Source organism: Streptomyces sp. NPDC002730 (assembly GCF_042888805.1).
Classification (GTDB): domain Bacteria; phylum Actinomycetota; class Actinomycetes; order Streptomycetales; family Streptomycetaceae; genus Streptomyces.
This window is the reverse complement of sequence record NZ_JBIAQG010000008.1, coordinates 391018-408970: the sequence shown is the minus strand read 5'-3', so window position 1 is coordinate 408970 and position 17953 is coordinate 391018. Positions and strand designations below refer to the sequence as shown.

At 69.0% G+C, this 17953-nt stretch carries 15 protein-coding genes and 2 pseudogenes; 11 read left to right on the top strand and 6 right to left on the bottom strand.

All coding sequences use genetic code 11. From position 1 onward, the window contains the following. Positions 1–281: 281 nt before the first annotated feature. The 3 genes from ACFYXH_RS22605 to ACFYXH_RS22595 form a co-directional block, all read right to left on the bottom strand. The gene (locus ACFYXH_RS22605) at positions 282–992 is read right to left on the bottom strand and encodes an NmrA family NAD(P)-binding protein (RefSeq protein WP_389565824.1); all 711 of its coding nucleotides are present in this window, start codon (positions 990–992) and stop codon (positions 282–284) included. Positions 993–1143: 151 nt separating this feature from the next. Next, complete coding sequence (locus ACFYXH_RS22600; protein WP_389565692.1) at positions 1144–1356, bottom strand: hypothetical protein; 213 nt, start codon at positions 1354–1356, stop codon at positions 1144–1146. Next, on the bottom strand, positions 1353–2309 hold the full coding sequence (locus tag ACFYXH_RS22595) for an EamA family transporter (RefSeq protein ID WP_389565689.1): 957 nt from the start codon (positions 2307–2309) through the stop codon (positions 1353–1355). The genes ACFYXH_RS22600 and ACFYXH_RS22595 overlap by 4 nt, the downstream gene beginning before the upstream one ends. A gap of 79 nt (positions 2310–2388) precedes the next feature. On the opposite strand from ACFYXH_RS22595, the gene ACFYXH_RS22590 reads away from it, so the two are divergent. The 5 genes from ACFYXH_RS22590 (at position 2389) to ACFYXH_RS22570 (ending at position 6544) form a co-directional block, all read left to right on the top strand. Continuing rightward, entirely contained in the window at positions 2389–3279 is an 891-nt protein-coding gene (locus ACFYXH_RS22590) for a LysR family transcriptional regulator (protein WP_389565686.1), read from the top strand. 117 nt (positions 3280–3396) lie between these two features. Then, positions 3397–4188, top strand: coding sequence for a recombinase family protein (locus tag ACFYXH_RS22585; protein WP_389565684.1), 792 nt, complete (start codon positions 3397–3399; stop codon positions 4186–4188). A 20-nt stretch (positions 4189–4208) separates the two neighbouring features. Then, positions 4209–4331 (top strand): hypothetical protein, encoded by a 123-nt coding sequence (locus ACFYXH_RS22580; protein WP_389565681.1) that lies wholly within the window; start codon positions 4209–4211, stop codon positions 4329–4331. An 84-nt stretch (positions 4332–4415) separates the two neighbouring features. After that, positions 4416–5060 carry a helix-turn-helix domain-containing protein gene (locus ACFYXH_RS22575; protein ID WP_389565679.1) on the top strand — a complete coding sequence of 215 codons (645 nt, stop codon included), beginning with the start codon at positions 4416–4418 and terminating at the stop codon, positions 5058–5060. Beyond that, positions 5057–6544: an MFS transporter gene (locus tag ACFYXH_RS22570; protein ID WP_389565677.1), complete on the top strand. Its 1488-nt coding sequence runs from the start codon at positions 5057–5059 to the stop codon at positions 6542–6544. The genes ACFYXH_RS22575 and ACFYXH_RS22570 overlap by 4 nt, the downstream gene beginning before the upstream one ends. Positions 6545–6744: 200 nt before the next feature. Here the strand turns inward: ACFYXH_RS22570 and ACFYXH_RS22565 are convergent, their stop codons facing one another. Then, the gene (locus ACFYXH_RS22565) at positions 6745–7653 is read right to left on the bottom strand and encodes a GlxA family transcriptional regulator (protein WP_389565822.1); all 909 of its coding nucleotides are present in this window, start codon (positions 7651–7653) and stop codon (positions 6745–6747) included. Positions 7654–7793: 140 nt separating this feature from the next. Between ACFYXH_RS22565 and ACFYXH_RS22560 the strand changes: the two genes are divergently transcribed. Further along, positions 7794–8387 carry an MBL fold metallo-hydrolase gene (locus ACFYXH_RS22560; protein ID WP_389565675.1) on the top strand — a complete coding sequence of 198 codons (594 nt, stop codon included), beginning with the start codon at positions 7794–7796 and terminating at the stop codon, positions 8385–8387. A 689-nt stretch (positions 8388–9076) separates the two neighbouring features. On the opposite strand, the pseudogene ACFYXH_RS22555 reads toward ACFYXH_RS22560, so the two are convergent. Further along, a pseudogene (locus ACFYXH_RS22555) lies at positions 9077–9441 on the bottom strand (iron chaperone). A gap of 531 nt (positions 9442–9972) precedes the next feature. On the opposite strand from ACFYXH_RS22555, the gene ACFYXH_RS22550 reads away from it, so the two are divergent. The 3 genes and pseudogenes from ACFYXH_RS22550 (at position 9973) to ACFYXH_RS22540 (ending at position 13544) form a co-directional block, all read left to right on the top strand. Next, positions 9973–10368, top strand: coding sequence for a YybH family protein (locus tag ACFYXH_RS22550; protein WP_389565673.1), 396 nt, complete (start codon positions 9973–9975; stop codon positions 10366–10368). Positions 10369–11486: 1118 nt separating this feature from the next. Next, positions 11487–12470 carry an IS481 family transposase gene (locus ACFYXH_RS22545; RefSeq protein ID WP_389565670.1) on the top strand — a complete coding sequence of 328 codons (984 nt, stop codon included), beginning with the start codon at positions 11487–11489 and terminating at the stop codon, positions 12468–12470. A gap of 73 nt (positions 12471–12543) precedes the next feature. Then, a pseudogene (locus tag ACFYXH_RS22540) lies at positions 12544–13544 on the top strand (IS5 family transposase). Positions 13545–13611: 67 nt separating this feature from the next. On the opposite strand, the gene ACFYXH_RS22535 reads toward ACFYXH_RS22540, so the two are convergent. Continuing rightward, a complete protein-coding gene (locus ACFYXH_RS22535; protein WP_389565667.1) occupies positions 13612–15882 on the bottom strand; it encodes an MMPL family transporter in 2271 nt (756 codons plus the stop codon). Positions 15883–16057: 175 nt separating this feature from the next. On the opposite strand from ACFYXH_RS22535, the gene ACFYXH_RS22530 reads away from it, so the two are divergent. Together ACFYXH_RS22530 and ACFYXH_RS22525 are read left to right on the top strand one after the other, a co-directional pair. Next, positions 16058–17230 (top strand): sensor histidine kinase, encoded by a 1173-nt coding sequence (locus ACFYXH_RS22530; protein ID WP_389565664.1) that lies wholly within the window; start codon positions 16058–16060, stop codon positions 17228–17230. After that, a complete protein-coding gene (locus ACFYXH_RS22525; protein ID WP_147977719.1) occupies positions 17205–17867 on the top strand; it encodes a response regulator transcription factor in 663 nt (220 codons plus the stop codon). Before ACFYXH_RS22530 ends, ACFYXH_RS22525 begins: the two co-directional genes overlap by 26 nt. Positions 17868–17953: the final 86 nt, after the last annotated feature.

Here is a 17953-nt window from a genome sequence, read left to right as displayed (position 1 = left end):
CTGCAGGTGATGGTCCTTCGTGAACGCTCGTGAAGGACCATCACCGCCGGCTACCCCCGTCCGCACAGGCGCCCGGCATGCGGAGGCTGCCGGTTCCCGGGGCGCCCGCCACAGCCCCTCCAGTGAAATCCAGCAGAATCGGTCCTCGAACGCCTTGATCTCCTTGCCCACCAGGCGATCGGCCTTCCCCGGGGCCGGCGGTTCCATGTCGTCGTTGCGGCAGCGGGCCACCGCGGCCACCAGACGCTCACGCGAAAGCTCCACCGGGCACAGCTCGGCGCTCAGCCACTCGGCGAGCTCGGCCTGGTCAGTGGACTCCCGGAGCCCGTTACGCCGCCCCGATCTCCTCGATCGACTGCCGCTCGATGCGAGTCGGTATGCCGTCGACCTTGGTGAACGCCTCGGCGATCTGCCGCACGGTCAGCTCGTCGCCGGCGATCTCGGTCTTCTTGCCGATGAACTCGGCCGGCTTTGTCGAACGCGTCCGCGGCGATCCGGCCGATGTCGACCAGCGCGATCATCTGCAGCGAGGTGTCCGCCTCCAGCGCGATCAAACCAACCCGCTCACCGTTCTCCGCCTCCGGCACCATGTACGGCCAGTTCTCCATGAAGAACACCGGCCGCAGCACCGTCGCGGGCGCGCTGATGGCATCGATGTGCGCCTCGATCTCCGCCTTCGTCTCGAAGTGCGCGACGCCGGACTTGCGCTCGGCGCCGCCAACGGAGCTGTAAATCAGGTGCGCGACATCCGCGGCTTTGGCCGCGTCGGCGACGTTCTTGCCTTGCCGCACCTCCTCTTCGGGGTGTGGGTCGGCCAAGTCGGCGGGCTGCACGCTGAAGACGCCGTGCACACCCTGCGCTGCCGCGCACAGCGACTCCGGGTCGTCGAGGTCGCCGGTGACCAGTTCCGCGCCGAGCGCCTTGAGGTCCTTGGCCCCCTGCTTGTCCGGGTCACGGACAAGGGTGCGCACCGGCCAGCCGTTGTCGAGCAGCCTGCTGGCAACGGCGCCGCCCTGGCCGCCAGTCGCGCCCGCGACCAGGACGGTCTTCTTGTTAGGCGCTGTGAGAATCCTTCCGGCGATGTCATGGTGAAGCCGGTTCCGCGGGGGCCGGCGGGGGTGGTGCTTGCTCCGGGTGAGCCGATCAGGGGCCGCTCTGCGACGCCCCCACGTGCAGACCGCCCGGTGACGATCGACCGGTGGGGGTCGACATGACCGCTTCGGCGAACGTCTTGCCCGTGCTGCGCAGCAGGTCCGGACTCGCCGTGGTCATGATGAGGTCATGTCCCTGGCTTGCGGTCTCGCTGACGATGCGTGAGCCGACTGTGCCTGTGGCTCCGGTGACGGCGTTCTTCATCGAGGTGTCCTGTCCGGTGCGGGTGTTGAAACCGGGCCGTGTGAGCGGGCGGGTGCGGGGAGCTGTCCTGCGACGATCGCGGCGAGTGAGAGCCCGAACCCCAGGAGTTGGATCGGGCCGAGTGTCTGGCCGAGCAGGATGGCGCCGAGAACTGCGGCGACCAGTGGCGAGAGCAGGACGAGAACCGCGACAGAGGTGACGGGCAATGTGGTGATGCCGCGGAACCACAGGACATAGGCGATCAGACCGCCAACCAGACCTAGCCAGAGGTAGCCGAGGGCGGCGGTGAGGTTGACGGCCGGAGGTGGCCCCTCAGTAAGAAATGTGACTGGCACCAGGAATAGGCCTCCTGCGGTGAGCTGCCAGCCGGCAAAAGCGGTGGGACTGGCCTCGGCGGGACGTCCCCAGCGCTTGGTGAGCGTCACCCCGAGCGCCATCGAGGCCGCGGTCGCAAGGCCCGCCGCGATCCCAACGATGTCGAGTGCCGCATTCGGCCCGATCACTACCAAGCCGACGCCGACCACGCCGGCTACTCCCCAGGCGATGCGCCAGGCGGAGGGGCGCTCGTGCAGGACGGGCACGGCCAGAGCGGCGACGATGAGCGGCTGGGCCGCCGCCAGGGTGGCGGCCACGCCCCCGGGCAGGCGATCGGCCGCTATGAACAGCAAGGGAAAGCACAGGCCGATATTCAGCACGCCGAGTGCTGCGGCTTTCCCCCACCACGCTCCGCGCGGCAAGGTCCGGGTGATCGCCAGCGCGATCAGGCCGGCGGGCAACGCACGCAGGAGTCCCGCAAACAGAGGATGTCCCTGCGGGAGAAACTCGGTGGTGACGACATATGTCGTGCCCCACACCATGGGAGTGAACGCCGTCAGGGCGGCGCGAGGCAGATTTCCACGGGGAGCACCGTTGCTGGCTCCGCCGGAAGCCCTTTGTGCTGCTGGACTTGTCATGCCCGCAGTCTCATCCAGCAGCGATCAATGAGTCCAACACATGTTTGTCACCTCATTGATCGCGATACAAGATAGATCCATGGACCTCCAGCAGATGCGCTACGTCGTCGCCGTTGCCGAGACGAATAGCTTCACCCGGGCCGCCGAACGATGTCTGGTTGTCCAGTCCGCCCTCAGCCACCAAATCGCGCGTCTGGAACGGGAACTTGGCGCGAGACTCTTCGAGCGCACCAGCCGCCGGGTGCGGCTGACACCGGCCGGTGCAGCGTTCCTCCCCGCCGCCCGTCAGTGTCTGGACGCCGCCGAGCGCGCATCCGCCGAGGTCGCCGCAGCCGTCGGAGAGGTACGCGGACGGCTCGCCGTGGGCCTGATCCCTACCGTCGCCGCGGTCGATATCCCGGGTGCGCTGCGTGACTTCCGCCAGCAGTACCCGCACGTGCGCATCGGCCTGCGGGTGGGCGCGAGCGAGGACCTCGTCGAGCAGATCAAGCAAGGAGCCATCGAGGTGGCTTTCCTTGGGCTGCCGACCACAGCGCGGCCTCAAGGTGTCGAGGCCCACGAACTCGCCCGTGACCGACTTGTCGCCGTGGTCGCGCCGGACCATCCACTCGCCGACGAACCAGCGGTCAACCTTCGCAGGCTTTCCTCCGAGGTATTCGTGGACCTTCCGGCCGGGACAGCCGGACGTGTCCAATCCGACCAAGCCTTCTCAGCCGCTGGTCTCAGCCGCGACGTCGCCTTCGAAGTGACCACCGTCGACTTCATCATGGCTCGACTGGTCAGGGAGGGCCTCGGCATCGCCATGCTCCCCTCCGCCTACGCGCCTCAGCTCACCGGCGTAACCACCATCGAGGTCACTGACGCGCCAGCCCGCGTCGAATACGTCATCTGGAGCCGCGTCAGCCGCACGCCCGCGGCGACCGCCTTCCTCGCCCTTCTTGACATCCCAGCCATGCCCGGCACGGAATGAAACCCTGCTGCTGTTTCATAGGCGACCACTCGTGAAACAGCACCCCGGCTACTGATCGCGCTGCGGGCTTCTTGTTTCATGCGTTGTTGCAAACGGGTCTACAGTTGAAACGCCTTCATGAGTCAGTTCGGGGTCGTGAGCGACGACTTCAAGCGCGTAGAAGCGCACGTTTGCCCGATATCCACCTGCGCCGCCCCAGCGGGCTCACCCTGCCGCACAGGCAAGGGCAAGGTCGCCATCCAGTACCACACCGCCGGCTTCCGCCTCGTGCCTCAACTCGCCAAGTCCCTCAACGTCCCGACCCCCGCCGTACGCGGGCCCGGCGCGGTCCGGACCGAGCTGCCGCGACCGGCGAACACCGACGCCGAGCCGATCGGGCACGTCCGCATCGGATACGCCCGCGCCTCCACCGCCCGACAGTCTCTCGACGCCCAACTCGACGCCCTGGCCGACGCGAACGTGCCCCGCGTCTTCGCGGAGAAGATCTCCACCCGCGTCACCAGGCGGCTCGAGCTGGAGGCCGCCGTCAAGCTCGCCGGCGGAATCCGCTCCTCCGGCGTCGCCGTCACCCTTGTCGTCCACGAGCACAAGCGCCTCGGCCGCGGCATCGAACTCGCCATGCTCGCCGAAGAGCTGAAGGCGAGCGACGTCGGCCTGGAGTTCCTCACCGGGGAGCTGAAGGGCTCCCACGACCCCTCTGGCATCGTCTTCACCGTGCTCGCCGCCATGTCCGGCATGGAACGCGAGTACATCCGCGGCCGCACCCTCGAAGGACAAGAGTCCGCCCGTGTTGTGCCTGCGGATCCTGCAATCCGCCTTGGTCTACGTGAACACCCTCATTCTCCAGGACGTCCTGGAGGAACCCGGAGCGGGCGGACCTGCTCACCACGGCCGATCGCCGCGGCCTGACCCCTCTGTTCTGGACTTACGTGCGCACTTATGGCGAGGTCAACCTCGACATGGCCGCTCGACTGAACCTCGCCGCGCCCACGGTGCCCGGCGCCCGTAGGGCAGGTCGGGAGGAGCTGGCCGAGGAACGTACGGACGCGTGAGCCTGTCCAGTCCAGTGCCAGCCACCCAAAAGAAATTCTGCAAAAATACTTTTGGAAACCCTCTGAGAGTTTTAGCCTCCCGTCATGGTCAGCGAAGAACAGAGACGCGTACTCGATCCCGAGCGGGACGCAGCAGCCCTAAAGGCCCTCACGCACCCCCTGCGCATCCGGCTGCTCGGGCTGCTGCGGCAGGACGGCCCAGCAACCGCGAGCGAACTCGCGGTCAGGACTGGGGAGTCATCCGCTTCCACCAGCTATCACCTGCGGGTGCTGGCGAAGTACGCGTTCGTTGCCGAGGCCGAGCACCGTGACGGGCGGGAGCGCCGCTGGCAGGCGGTGCACTCCGTGACCTCCTGGAGCAACGAGGCAATGGAAGCCTCGCCGGGCAGCCGCGCCTGGGTCAGCTTGTCGCGCAGGGCCCAGATCGAGCACTTGGAGGCTTCTCTCGTCCGTCACGAGGCCGACATCGCCGACGGGCGGCTAGGCCAGGAGTGGGTTGAGCCGTCCGGGATCGGCGACCTGATGCCCCGCCTGACCCCCGAGTCGCTCACCGAACTCTGGGAGGTGCTCGACCGGAAGCTGGAGGAACTGACCACCCGCGATGCCGAAGATCCGCGCGCAGCGCAGGTCGTGCTCCTCACCGCTGGGCTGCCCCTGGCTCCGCACGACCCCGGCGCTGAGCCGGACACCTCTGCCCCTGCGGAGACGGATGCCGAGGACGCGTCATGACCGGGCCGCTGGACATACGCACCGCACGCCGCCGCTACGCCACGGTCTGCGTTCTGTTCTGGCTGCCGCTGGGACTGAGCATCGCTCCCCTGATCCTGCTGTTCACCGAGCGCGGCATGGCCACGGTGGCCATCGCAGGCTTCTTCGCCGCGCACTCCCTCACCGCCGCCGTGCTGGAACTGCCTACCGGAGGATTGTCCGATGTCCTCGGACGCCGCGCTGTCCTGGCCGCCGCCGGCCTGCTGAACCTGGCCGCCTTAACCCTCGTGGGCCTGGGCACCACTCCCTTGCTGCTCGGGCTCGGCATGGCCCTGATGGGCGCGGGCCGTGCGCTGTCCAGCGGACCGGCCGAAGCCTGGTACGTCGACACCGTCCACGCGTACTCCGGCCCCGGCGCCGAACTGCGCGCCGGCCTGGCCCGTGGCTCGTCCGCGACATCCGCCGCGCTCGCAACGGGCACCCTGCTCGGCGGCGCCCTTCCCTGGCTGCTCGGACTCGGCCCCAACCTCGGAGCCCGGCTGAGCGAGGCAACCTCCGAGCTGGTGCTGCCCCTTTCCCTCCCGCTGCTGCTGGGCGCAGCGGTCGAAATCGCCTTCGTGCTGTACGTCTTGACCGCTCTGCCCGAACCGCCCCGGCCGACGGCCACCCTGCGCAACGTACTCCGAGGCATCCCGGCCACCGTCGCGGGCGGGCTTCGCCTGGGCGGAAGCGACGCGCTGGTCCGCCGGGTGCTCCTCAGCGCTGGGGCCGCCGGCAGCGCCCTGGCCGCGATCGAACTGCTCACGCCGGGTCGTGCCGCGGCGCTCACCGGTGCATCGGAGTCGGGGGCGGTGCTCTTTGCCGCACTCGCCTGCGCCGGATTCATCTGCTCAGCTATCGGCAGCCACTTCGCACCGCTCACCGCCCGACTCGCGGGCAGCGGCGAGCGGGCGGTCGTGGTGAGCCTGGGCGCCAGCGCGAGCGGCCTGCTTCTGCTCGGCGCCACCGCAGCGTCCACAGGAGTGGGCTCCGTGGTCCTCGCGGCCACCGGCTACGGCCTGGTCTACCTCGGGCTCGGTGCGGCGGGGCCGAGCGAGAACGACCTCCTGCACCGCCGTGTCGCAAGTTCGGGCCGGGCCACCGCGCTGTCCGTCCAGTCTCTCGCCCTGCAACTGGCGGGAGCTCTCACCGGCTTGATCGTTGGCGTCCTTCCGGCAGGCCCGCTGCCCTGGCTAATAGGAGGCGCCGCGTTGCTGGCGGGAGCTCTCCTGTGGGTTCACCGCAGCGGGCCCACACCCCCCACTCCGGCGGCAACACCTCAGCCACACATCGTGTCACTCTCCCCGAACACTATCGGCTCCGACCCCATCAGCCAGATGCCGGCCAGTAGTGCCGGGGCCAGCACCCCGAAGACCGCGCAAGCGCACGAGCATGACCGCCAAGGCGCCACGCGTGCTAGCGAACCCACGGCTCGTGTTCATGGCGCTCAACTATCGATCGGTTGATGAACACTCAGCAGTGGGCCAAATCAGGGGGAACTGTCCTGCGACAGCGAACCTTGACCGATTGCCACCGAAGTCCGACGACAGGGCAGTTCGTGCCAGCCAAGATTGACTGGACAGGGATCCGCAGCTCACCTCGCAGCCAGGTGACTGTGGGTGTGGGAGAGCCGCCTGCTCAGAACGGCGTCGGCTCGCCCGGCTCGCTACGGCGCGTTGGTGAAGGAGCGGCGGTAGGAACGGGGCGGCACACCCCGGCGGCGCACGAACTGTTCGCGCAGGACGGCCGCGCTTCCGTATCCGACCCGGTGGGCGATCTCCTCGATCGGCAGGTCCGTGGTTTCCAGGAGTTCCTCGGCGCTGCTCAGTCGCAGGCTCCGGAGCCAGGCGTGCGGGGTGGTGCCGGTCGCGGCGGCGAAGCGGCGGGCGAAGGACCGTTTGCTCATTACTGCGCGTCGGGCCAGTTCCGCGACGGGAAGCGGTTCGTGGAGGTGCTCGCGGGCCCAGGCGAGCACCTCCACGAGACGCTCGTCCTGGCAGTCCTCAGGGACGGGGGAGGTCAGATACTGGGCCTGACCGCCGTCCCGGTGGGAGGGCAGCACCATGTCGCGGGCGACGGCGTTGGCCATCGTGGCCCCGTACTCCCGCCTCAGCAGATGCAGGCACAGATCGAAGCCCGCGGCGGCTCCCGCACCCGTAGTGATCCGCCCTTCGTCGATGTACAGGGCGTCGGGGTCCACAACGACGTCCGGGTGGCGGTGGGCCAGCAGTTCGGCGAACCGCCAGTGCGTGGTGGCCCGTCGGCCGTCGAGCAGACCGGCGGCGGCGAGCGCGAACGTGCCGACACAGTGGGCCGCGACCAGTGAGCCGCTCTCGTGTGCGGCCGACAGCGCGTCAAGCACAGCGGGACCGGGTGGCGTACGGAAGCCGGCCCACGGCAAGGCGATCACCAGATCAGCGGCAGCCAGCCGGTCCAGGCCATGCGCGACCATGAGCGGCACGCCGAGGTCGGTAGGGACCGGCCCGGGCCGGTCGGTGCACAGCACGAAGTCGAAGCCGGGCAGCCCCTCCCCGTGAGGGCCGAACACCTCGGCGACGATGCCCACGGCGAGCATGCCGACACCGGGGGGAACGTACGCGGCAACGGTCACGAAAGGCGGCACGGAAGCAGTGTGGCACGAGTGGCACGAATCCTGCGATGAATGGCAGAAGTGCCACTCGTCAGCGGCCCGGCCTGCCCGGAACGATGGGGGACATGACAGACGCACCGCTCGGCCGCAGCGCCGTGTACACGATCCTCACCACCGGCTACGTCGGCTCCACCGGGCCCGGCGTCGCCGCCACCGTCTCCTACGTCACCGACGGCGACCGGCATGTGATCTTCGACCCGGGCATGGTGGCGAGCCGCGACCACATCCTCGGCCCGCTCGCGGAGTTGGGGCTCGGCCCCGACGACATCACCGACGTGGTGCTCAGCCACCACCACCCGGACAACACCATGAACGTGGGCCTGTTCGGACGGGCCAGGGTCCACGACCACAAGGTGGAGTACCTGGGCGACCAGTGGAGGAACCGGGACGCGGAGGGCTACGAACTAACCCCGTCGCTGCGGCTGATCCGCACACCGGGACACAGCCTCGAGGACATCACCCTGCTGGCCGGCACGGACACGGGCGTGGTGGCGTTCGCCGGCGACCTGTGGTGGCACTCGGACGGCCCCGCGGACGACCCCGTAGCCCCGGACCGCGAGGTACTGCGCGCCTCCCGGCTCCGCGTGCTGGCCGCCGCGGACCTGATCGTGCCCGGCCACGGCAGCCCCTTCAAGGCCGACATCAGCGCGCCACGCTAACTGTCCTGTCCACGGCGTGAGATGCAGAACTCCGTCCGCTCAACCTTCGGCGGCAATCAGTCAAGGTTCGCTGTCACAGGACAGGAACCGGCTCCTTGCAGGGATGCCGTGCACAGCTCCTGCAGCTCACCGATGAGTTCTCGTGCGTGTTCGATCCTCTGGCACACCCACCGCAGTGATCAATGGAACACAGGTGTCCGAGGACTATTACGGAATTCTGTTCGACAGGTCGCTGTTCCGCATGCTGATCAAGGAGATCCGCCGCAATCCGTTGGGTTGGTCGCGAGCCTTCTGATTCTGCGCGGGTGGCGCATGCGGGCTGACTGGGCTTCCGGTCGGGCCCGTTGGCCCTAAGGGGCTCAGCGTCAGGGACGGCCTGGCTTCCGACCGGTTAGTTGTCCCCCTGGTGTCCGACCTGGCATACCAGGGCCGGCATGAGACGGGGAGTCGTCACGCAGTGCTTCTCGTGAATCATGCGGCCTTTCTCCCAGCTCCCGTTGGCCATTCCCACCCGGTTCTGTTCGACTGTCTGGCCCTATCCACGACTCCCGAAGTCAGTACTTCACGACTCCGGGAGGCAGTACGCCACAGTCGGCCTGCGTGTCGGCGTCGATGCCGCGCTGTGGCTGAGGGCTTCAGTTGGCCGTTGAGCGTTCCAGTTGGCCGGGGGGTGCTCGATCTGCGGATCGTCAGCAGCTCTTGCCCGGCCGGGTCGCAGTAGCCCTCAACAGGTCCCGTATCAGGTTGAAGTCGATGGCTTCCGGCTTGCGGAACCGCAGACAGCCCTTGCCCATGTCCTGTCCGATCAGTCGGTTCTCGAACGCTTCGCGGACGTCGGTGCGCATGAGGTAGAAGGAGATGTACTGCTTCTGGCTGGCGAAGGCGATCTCGGCCGTGCCGTCGCGCTGATAGACGGGCATGCCGTACGCCATCACCTCAGCGAACCCCTGAGCTCCGTTCGACACACCTGGCGCAGTTTGACCAGGGCATCCTTTCGTTCCTCAGGGACTTCGGCGAGGTAGCCGTCGACATCTGTCGCCTTGCTCTGCACCATGAGGCAAGCCTATGCGGGGCCTGAGTTTTGAGCGCCAGCACGGCCAACTGAGACGCTCAACGGCCAACTGAAGGGTTCTGGCCGCGCTTCCGTGAGCGACGGCAGCGGGGCCGGAACGGATCATCCCGGCCCGCCCGGCACCGCGCACCGGGCTACACCGTCGCCTGATGGCGCTTTGCGTGTTCAGCCGCGTCAACGTGCTGCGCCTCCACGTCGGGATCACCCTTGTCCGGCTCCTTCCCCCGTAACGCCGACGTACTGCTCGTACGCCGTCCTGTGCCGGGTCGCTGATGATCGAGACGACATCGACCGCCGCGGGCTGAGGACTGCATATGCATCCTCCAAACCGAAGCGAAACCGAAATGATTATCACTTGAATTATCGCTCCATCGCTCAACGGCCTCCACCGGAGTGGAATGGAGTAGGGCCTGGTTGACGGAGACCGATGAGCCACGGTCGTCGAGGCGGTCCTCATTTCGCACGCATTCGAACAAGGTCGCCGAAGGGCGGCATCCTTGAAGGGACGCAGCCATGGATGATGAGACGCAGATCCGGGCGCTTATCGAGCGCTGGGCGAAGGCTGTGCACGCCGGGGATTTGGACGGTGTCCTCGTCGATCACGCCGACGACATCGTGATGTTTGATGTGCCGCCACCAAAAGACGGAGTACGGGGCATCGACCTCTACCGTGATACGTGGCCGCCGTTCTTCGAATGGCAGCGGCAGGGCGCCTCGTTCGAGATCGTCTCGATCGACATCACGGCGGGCGACGATGTCGCCTTCGCGCACGCACTGCTGCGCTGCGGAACTCAAAAGGAGCTGCGAGAAGACCCCGAAAACCGGCTACGCCTGACGGTCGGGCTGCGCAAGGAACGCGGACGCTGGGTTGTGGCGCACGAACACCATTCATTCCCGAGCATGGACTGACGGGGCAGGACTGTCGAGCATTCTGCCCCACCCGGGGTCTTGCGGCCCTGCCTGCGCCCGACGCGCGGCCGGGTGGTGGTTGATGGTCATTGTTGATTGCCGCTGGCGGCCTTCGACGGCCCGCAGACGGCCCGGGTGAAATCGCCCGAAGCCCCGGACCAGTCTGGTCCGGGGCTCGCCGTGCACCAAGCCTGTTCGCGGCTCGCAGCCGTCCCTCCGTGGGTGACCCGCGCCACGTCGTTGCCCGAGGTGCCATGCGCCTCGCCGCCGCAGCCATCGACGGCCAAGCATGGGTCGAGCAATACGTCTGACCAGAACATTTCGGATTCCGGATCCGTTAGCCACCCACCGCAACCGATGCGCCCTCACGCCCACCAGGACGCGGCGCCAATTCTGCAAGACCAACCCGGCGAACCAATGCGGTCAGAGCACCAGCGGGCGGAAGGTTGATCACCGGCCGGACGAAGGTGTCGTGGATCAGGACCCGCTCCGGTGCGCGCCGGCGTATGCAGGGGGCGGTCCGGCCACTTTTGAGGGGCCGTGACCCGGCGGTCAACCCTCGCTGGCACGAACTCGCGTCCGCCGAGGTTCGATGGCACACACTCAGAGTTAAATGACGCCGGACACCGGTGAGCCGACCGCTCCGGCGGACGATCTACTCCGCAGACTGCCGCCCACGACCAGCACGAGGACCCCGGAAGACCGTCACACCAGCCCTTTGACCTGCAACTTCAAGTTGGCGGAGGCTCGCTGGTAGCACAGGACCCCTCTGCGCGACCACCGGTTCCGACCACGCGCTGGTGGCACTCACCCCTCGTCCTCGCCGCCGCTGTCCTCCGAGACGTTCAATTCACGCAACGGGCGCCGCCAGGATCCGGTCGCACCGGCCCGGCGTAGGGGCGGCTCAATTCTCTCCGCGCGGCAACGCGCCAGCACCCGACTGACCTAACAGGTCTGACCGCTGGTGGCTGCCTGTCCGCCAGGCGCGGGTAGAGACCGGGTGGTGTCGCCTAGGTGTATTGATCACGAGCGTTGTTAACACTTGCGGGTCTTGATCATGGCGAAGACCTCCGGTGTGGTGGAGGTGTCTAGGCTCCACACCACGCACGGAGGTCTTCGTGTCCCACCGTAATGCCCGGCTGACCGTCTTCGGGAGGCAGTTGCTGGTTGAACGTGTCTGTTCCGGACGGCCGGTCGCGCATGTGGCCGCCGAGATGGGGATCTCGCGGGCCACGGCTCACAAGTGGGTGCGCCGGTGGCGGGCGGAGGGCGATGCGGGCCTGCAGGACCGCTCCAGCCGGCCGCACACGACCCCGCACCGCACGGCCCCCGCGATCGAGGCCCGCGTCTGCGAACTCCGCCAGGCCCGCAAGCTGGGCCCGGCCCGCATCGGCCCGATCCTCGGCCTGCCCGCCTCGACCGTGCACCGCATCCTCGCCCGCCACGGCCTGAACCGGCTGGCCTGGCTGGACCGGCCGACCGGCGAGCCCATCCGCCGCTACGAGCGGGCCCGGCCCGGCGAGCTGGTCCACGTCGACATCAAGAAACTCGGCAACATCCCTGACGGCGGCGGCTGGCGCACGGTCGGCAGGACGGCCGGCGACCGCAACCGCCAGGCCACCACCGACCGGCGCAAAAGCTGCAAGCCGGTGATCGGCTACAGCTACATCCACTCCGCCGTCGACGACCACTCCCGCCTGGCCTACAGCGAAGTCCTCACCGACGAACGCAAGGAGACCGCCACAGCCTTCTGGCAGCGAGCCCACGCCTTCTTCACCGGCCACGGCATCACCGTCGAACGCGTGCTCACCGACAACGGCTCCTGCTACAAGTCGTTCCTCTGGCGAGACGCACTCGCCACGGCCAGCATCACGCACAAGCGCATCCGGCCCTACCGGCCCCAGACCAATGGCAAGGTCGAACGCTTCAACCGCACCCTGCTCGACGAATGGGCCTACCTGCGGCCCTACACCAGCAACACCGAGCGGACCGCAGCCCTGGCAGACTTCCTGCACACCTACAACCACCACCGCTGCCACACCGCACTCGCAGGCCAGCCACCCATCAGCCGCGTGAACAACGCTGCAGGTCAATACACCTAGGGCGCGTATCGAGTCGTGATCAATTTGCGGGATGTGCCTTCGTGGCACGGTCCGGTCCGATAGACGGTCTTACGTGACGCGAGTGCAACTGACCGATCCGGATTGGGAGTTCATCGAGCCGTACCTGCCGATCGGCGAGTGCGGCCCGTACCCCGAGCGACTGCGGCAGCAGTTCGAGGGCGTGATCTGGCGGTTCAAGACGGGCGGGCAGTGGCGGGAGATGCCGACGGAGTTCGGCGCCTGGTCGACCGTCCACAACCGCTTCCGGCAGTGGCGTGACGCCGGCGTCTTCGAGGCCCTGCTGGAGGGCCTGATCACGGAAGCCGCGAAGCGGGGTGAGGTGGACCTGTCCCTGGTCAGCATCGACTCCACCACCGCCCGAGCCCACCACGACGCGGCCGGGATGCACCTCGACGAGGACGTCGTCACCGCCCTGGAGAAAGCCGCGGCCGAGGAGGAGAAGGCCAGGTCAAAGGGGGCGGCCTCGAAGAGCAAAACGGGCAAGAGACCGAAAGTGATCCCGCGCTGGAAGAACGACGACGCATCCGGCGTCGGCGGAAACTCCGGCTGAAGGCCGCCCTCCTCGGACGTTCCAGAGGCGGGCAGACCAGCAAGGTCCACCTCGCCGCCGACCGCACCCGCCCGCTGGCGTTCATCCTGACCACAGGCCAGGCAGCGGACAGCCCGCAGTTCATCCCCGTCCTGAAGAAGGTACGGGTACGCGGGCCCGTCGGCCGACCCCGCATCCGGCCGGACGCGGTCGCCGGGGACAAGGCGTACTCGTCCCGCGGAAACCGCTCCCACCTGTGCAAACGCCGTATCAAGGCGGTCATCCCGGAGAAGAAGGACCAGGCCGCCAACCGGAAGAAGAAGGGCTCCAGAGGTGGCCGACCCGTCAGCCACGACGCCGATCTCTACAAGGAGCGGAACACCGTCGAACGCCTGATCAACAAGCTCAAAGCATGGCGAGGCATCGCCACCCGATACGACAAGACTCCCGACAGCTACCTCGCCGGTCTCCACCTGCGCGCCTCGATGATCTGGATCAAGGACCTCACCAGGACCACCCGATGATCACGACTCGATATGCCCCTAGGTGACGCGCTGAGGTGCCGGACGCCAAGGGCGGGCAGGAGTTGAGTCAACGGTCAACCAGCCGTGGACGCGGGGCCTCACCCGTGGATTCCGCGTCGGTGTCGTCGGTGCCGACCGGGCCGCGGGGAAGCATCCAGTCTAGCCACTTCGGCAGCCACCAGTTGGTCCGGCCGAGGAGTGTCATGGTCGCCGGTACCAGCACCATGCGTACGACCGTGGCGTCGATGAAGATCGCGGTGGCCAGGCCGAGCCCGAACATTTTGGTGGAGGGGTCCTCGGCGACGGCGAAGGACAGGAAGACCGCCACCATGATGAGGGCGGCCGAGGTGATGATCCGGGCGGTGCGCGAGACGCCCTCAACGATCGCCGTGCCGTTGTCGCCGGTGCGCAGGTACTCCTCGCGTACGCGGGAGAGGAGGAACACCTCGTAGTCCATCGACAGGCCGAACAGGATGGCGAAGAGGAACATCGGGATGAACGACACGATCGGAACCGTCGCTTCCAGCCCGATGAGTGCGCCTCCCCAGCCCCACTGGAAGACCGCGACCATGATGCCGTAGGCCGCGCCGATGCTCAGCAGATTCAGCAGTACCGCCTTGAGCGGTACGAGTATCGAGCGGAAGACCAGCATCAGCAGCAGGAACGACATCGCCAGCACGGCGGCGACGAACACCGGCAGGCGTTGGCTGGTGCGTTGGCCCACATCGGACAGGCTCGCGGCGGCGCCGCCGACGTGGGCCCTGGCCGGGCCGTGCCCGATCGCCGTGGGCAGCACGTCGGTGCGCAGCCGGGCGATGGTGTCGGCCGTGGCCTTGTCCTGAGGGCTGGTGGTCGGGAACACCACGAGGGTCGCGATGCCGGTGGCCCGATCGATGTGCGTCGGCGCGACGGATGCGATGCCCGGATCCGCCGCGACCGTTGCGACGAGTCGGTCCAGCACTCCCGGATCACCGGTGGGGTCCGCGGCGATGACGAGGGGACCGTTGGTGCCCGGGCCGAACCCCTCGGCGACGAGGTCGTAGGCCCGGCGCTCGGTACGGCTGTGGGGCAGTGAGCCGTCGTCGGGCAGGCCGACGCGCAGGCCGAGCACGGGCAGCGTCGCGGTCAGCAGCAGCCCCGCCGCGCCGACCGCGTACGGCACCGGGTGCTGGCTGACGTGCCCGATCCAGCGACGCCACCCGGCGGCGTGGGCGGCGCCTGCCGCCGGGTCCCGCCGCCGTGCGAGTCGGCCCAGCTTCCTGGTCTGCAGAGCCCGGCCGATCCGGCCGGCCCGGGCCAGGCGTGGGCCGGCGGCGCCGAGGAAGGCCGGCAGCAGCGTCACCGACGCGACCACCATCGTCAGAACGACGATCGAGACGGCGAGCCCGCCCACCGTCATGAACGGTACGTTCGCGACCGCCAGGCCGAGGATCGATACGACGACGGTGCCGCCGGCGAAGACCACGGGCCTCCCCGCCGTGGCCACCGCTCGCCCCGCCGCCTCGCGGGGATCGAGCCCGCGCGCGAGGTACTCCCGGTGCCTGGCGAGCACGAACAGCGCGTAGTCGATGCCCACTCCGAGCCCGACCATGCTGCCCAGGACCGGTGCGAAGGTGGGGACCTCTGTCACCCCCGCCAGTACCGTCATCGTGGCGACCCCGACGGTCAGCCCGAAGACCGCCATGCCGATCGGCAGCGCGGCGGCGACGAGCGAACCGAACGCCAGGAACAGGATCGCGGCCGCGGCGAGGAGGCCGATCAGCTCGCTCGCGCCGCCGTCGGGGTCGGAGAAGGCGTAGAAGAGGTTCCCGCCCATCTCGATGCGCAGGGGCAGTTCGGCGCGCAGCCGGTCGCCGAGATCGACGAGGGCGTCGAGGTCTTCGGTCGACAGCCGGCTCTGGTCGGGGTACTGCACCCGGACGACCGCGATCCGCCCGTCGGCCGAGACGAGGCCGCCGCGCACGGCCTTTCCCCCGCCTGCGTCGAGTGCCCCCGCCGGGTCGCTCGTGCCGAGCACGTGCGGCAGCCGCTTCACCTCGGTCTGCAGCCGCGTGAGAGCGGTGCGCGCGCCGTCGTCGTCGAAGAACGTCGCACCGTCGTCGAGGGGGGTGACGACCACTTGGGCGGTCATCCCCTCCTGGCCGGTGCCTGCCCGCTCGATCAGTTGCGCGGCCCGTTGGGAGTCCAGTCCCGGAGCGGTCATCGAGTCCGCGGTCCGCCCGCCGAAGGCGACGGCGGCGAGGACGGCGAGCGTGGCGGCGATCAGCCATGCCGCGATCACCCGCCAGGGATGGCGGGCGGCGCTTGCGCCCAGGCGCAACAGGGCTTTCGAGAGCATCGGGTCCTCCAACCACCTCGTCGGCCGTCCTTGTACGGCCGCCGATGCCGAGGCTCGTCGCCACGGCGCTCCGCGGCATCGGCCCGCGGGCCGCGGATCCGTCGGCCCCGGGGCGGAGTGACGACCCGTCCTTTCGGCCGATGCGCGGCACGCCGCGGTCCCTAGGCTGAGAACCGTGCTCCGAGACGACCTGCGAACCCTGTGGACCGAACCCCGGCCGCCCGACGCGCCCGCCCGGGTGCGGCGGGACTGGGCGCTGCTCGCCGCGGGCGTTGCCGGTGTGGCGCTGGAGGCCACCCTGCGCGAGAACGTCGTGTGGCGGCCGGTGGCGGTGGTGTTCGCCGTATGGCTGTGCCTGCTGCCCCTGTGGCGCCGGACCCGCCCGCTGGCGATGGTGACGCTGGCGTTCGGCTCGGTGATCCTGCTTCAGGTGGCCTCGCTCGTCGCCGCACCGCGCGAGCCCGTCGGCCTGTACACCGGCGCGGTCGTGCTCGTGCTGGTGTACGCGCTGCCCCGGTGGGGATCGGGACGCGAGATCGTGCTGGGCGGCGCGGTGATCCTCGCGGCCGGCGCGCTGTGTTCCGTCACGGACGAGACCCCGGTCGTCGAAAATGTCGTGGGCTTCGTCTTCCTGCTGCTGCCCGGCGTGGTCGGGGCTGCCGTGCGGTTCCGGGTGACCGCTCGCGAGCGGCAGTTGGAGCAGGTGCGCTCCCGCGAGCGCGAGCAGCTCGCCCGGGAACTGCACGACACGGTGGCCCACCACGTGTCGGCCATGGTGATCATCGCCCAGGCGGGCCGGGTGCTCGCGGGCACCGACCCGTCCGCCGCCGTCGAGGCGCTGGAGGGGGTCGAGGAGGAAGGGGCGCGCACGCTGGAGGAAATGCGCGCCATGGTCGCCGCGCTGCGCGACCGCGGGGTCGGCGCCGAGCTGGCGCCCCCTGCCGGAGTCGCGGATCTGGAGCGCCTGGTGCGCACCCCGGGTGGTCGCCTCAGGGTCGACCTGGGGCTCGACGGCGAACTGGACGCGCTGCCCCCGGCCGTGGACGCGGCCGTCTACCGGATCGTGCAGGAGTCGGTGACCAACGCGCTGCGCCATGCGGTCGACGCGACCGAGCTCGTCGTTCGGGTCGCCGCGGAACGGCACACGGTACGGGTGAGCGTGCGCGACAACGGCCGGCGCACCGGCCGGGGTCGCGACGGATACGGACTTACCGGACTGCGCGAGCGCGCGACCCTGCTCGGCGGCACACTACGAGCCGGCCCGGGTACCGACCGGGGCTGGCATGTCGAAGCCGAACTGCCGAGAGCGAGGAGCGAGAGCGGTGTCCATTCGCGTCCTCGTCGCTGACGACCAGACGATCATCCGCACCGGGTTGCGGATCATGCTGAACGCCCAGCCCGGCATCGAGGTGGTCGGCGAGGCCGCCGACGGGCGGGAAGCGGTACGTCTGGCCCGCGAACTACGCCCCGACGTCTGCCTGTTCGACATCCGCATGCCCGTACTCGACGGGCTCGAGGCCACCCGGCTGGTCGCCGGCCCGGGCGTCGCCGACCCGCTGGCCGTGGTCGTCATCACCACGTTCGACCTCGACGAGTACGTCTACGGCTCACTGCGTGCCGGCGCCCGCGGATTCCTCCTCAAGGACACGGGACCGGACCTTCTGGCGCAGGCCGTACGGTCGGCGTCCGACGGTGAGGCGCTCATCGCGCCCAGCGTCACCGTCCGCCTGCTCCAGGCATTCGCGGACCTGCCCGCCGGCCGGCCCGCGGCCCAGCCGGTCTCACCCGTCACCGCCCGCGAGGAGCAGGTGCTCCTCGCCGTCGCCCGCGGGCTGACCAACACCGAGATCGCCGATGCACTGCACATAAGCCTCAGCACGGTGAAGACGCATCTGGCCAGCCTGATGGCCAAACTCGGCGCCCGCAACCGGGTCGAGATCGCGATGTGGGCCTACGAAACGCGCCGTATCCTCCCCGGAACCTGAGCCGGGTGCCGGGCCATGTCCCATGAGTCCCCGCCCGGACATCAGTGCACCGGTCGGCTCACGTCGGCTCCACGTGCCTCACCCGC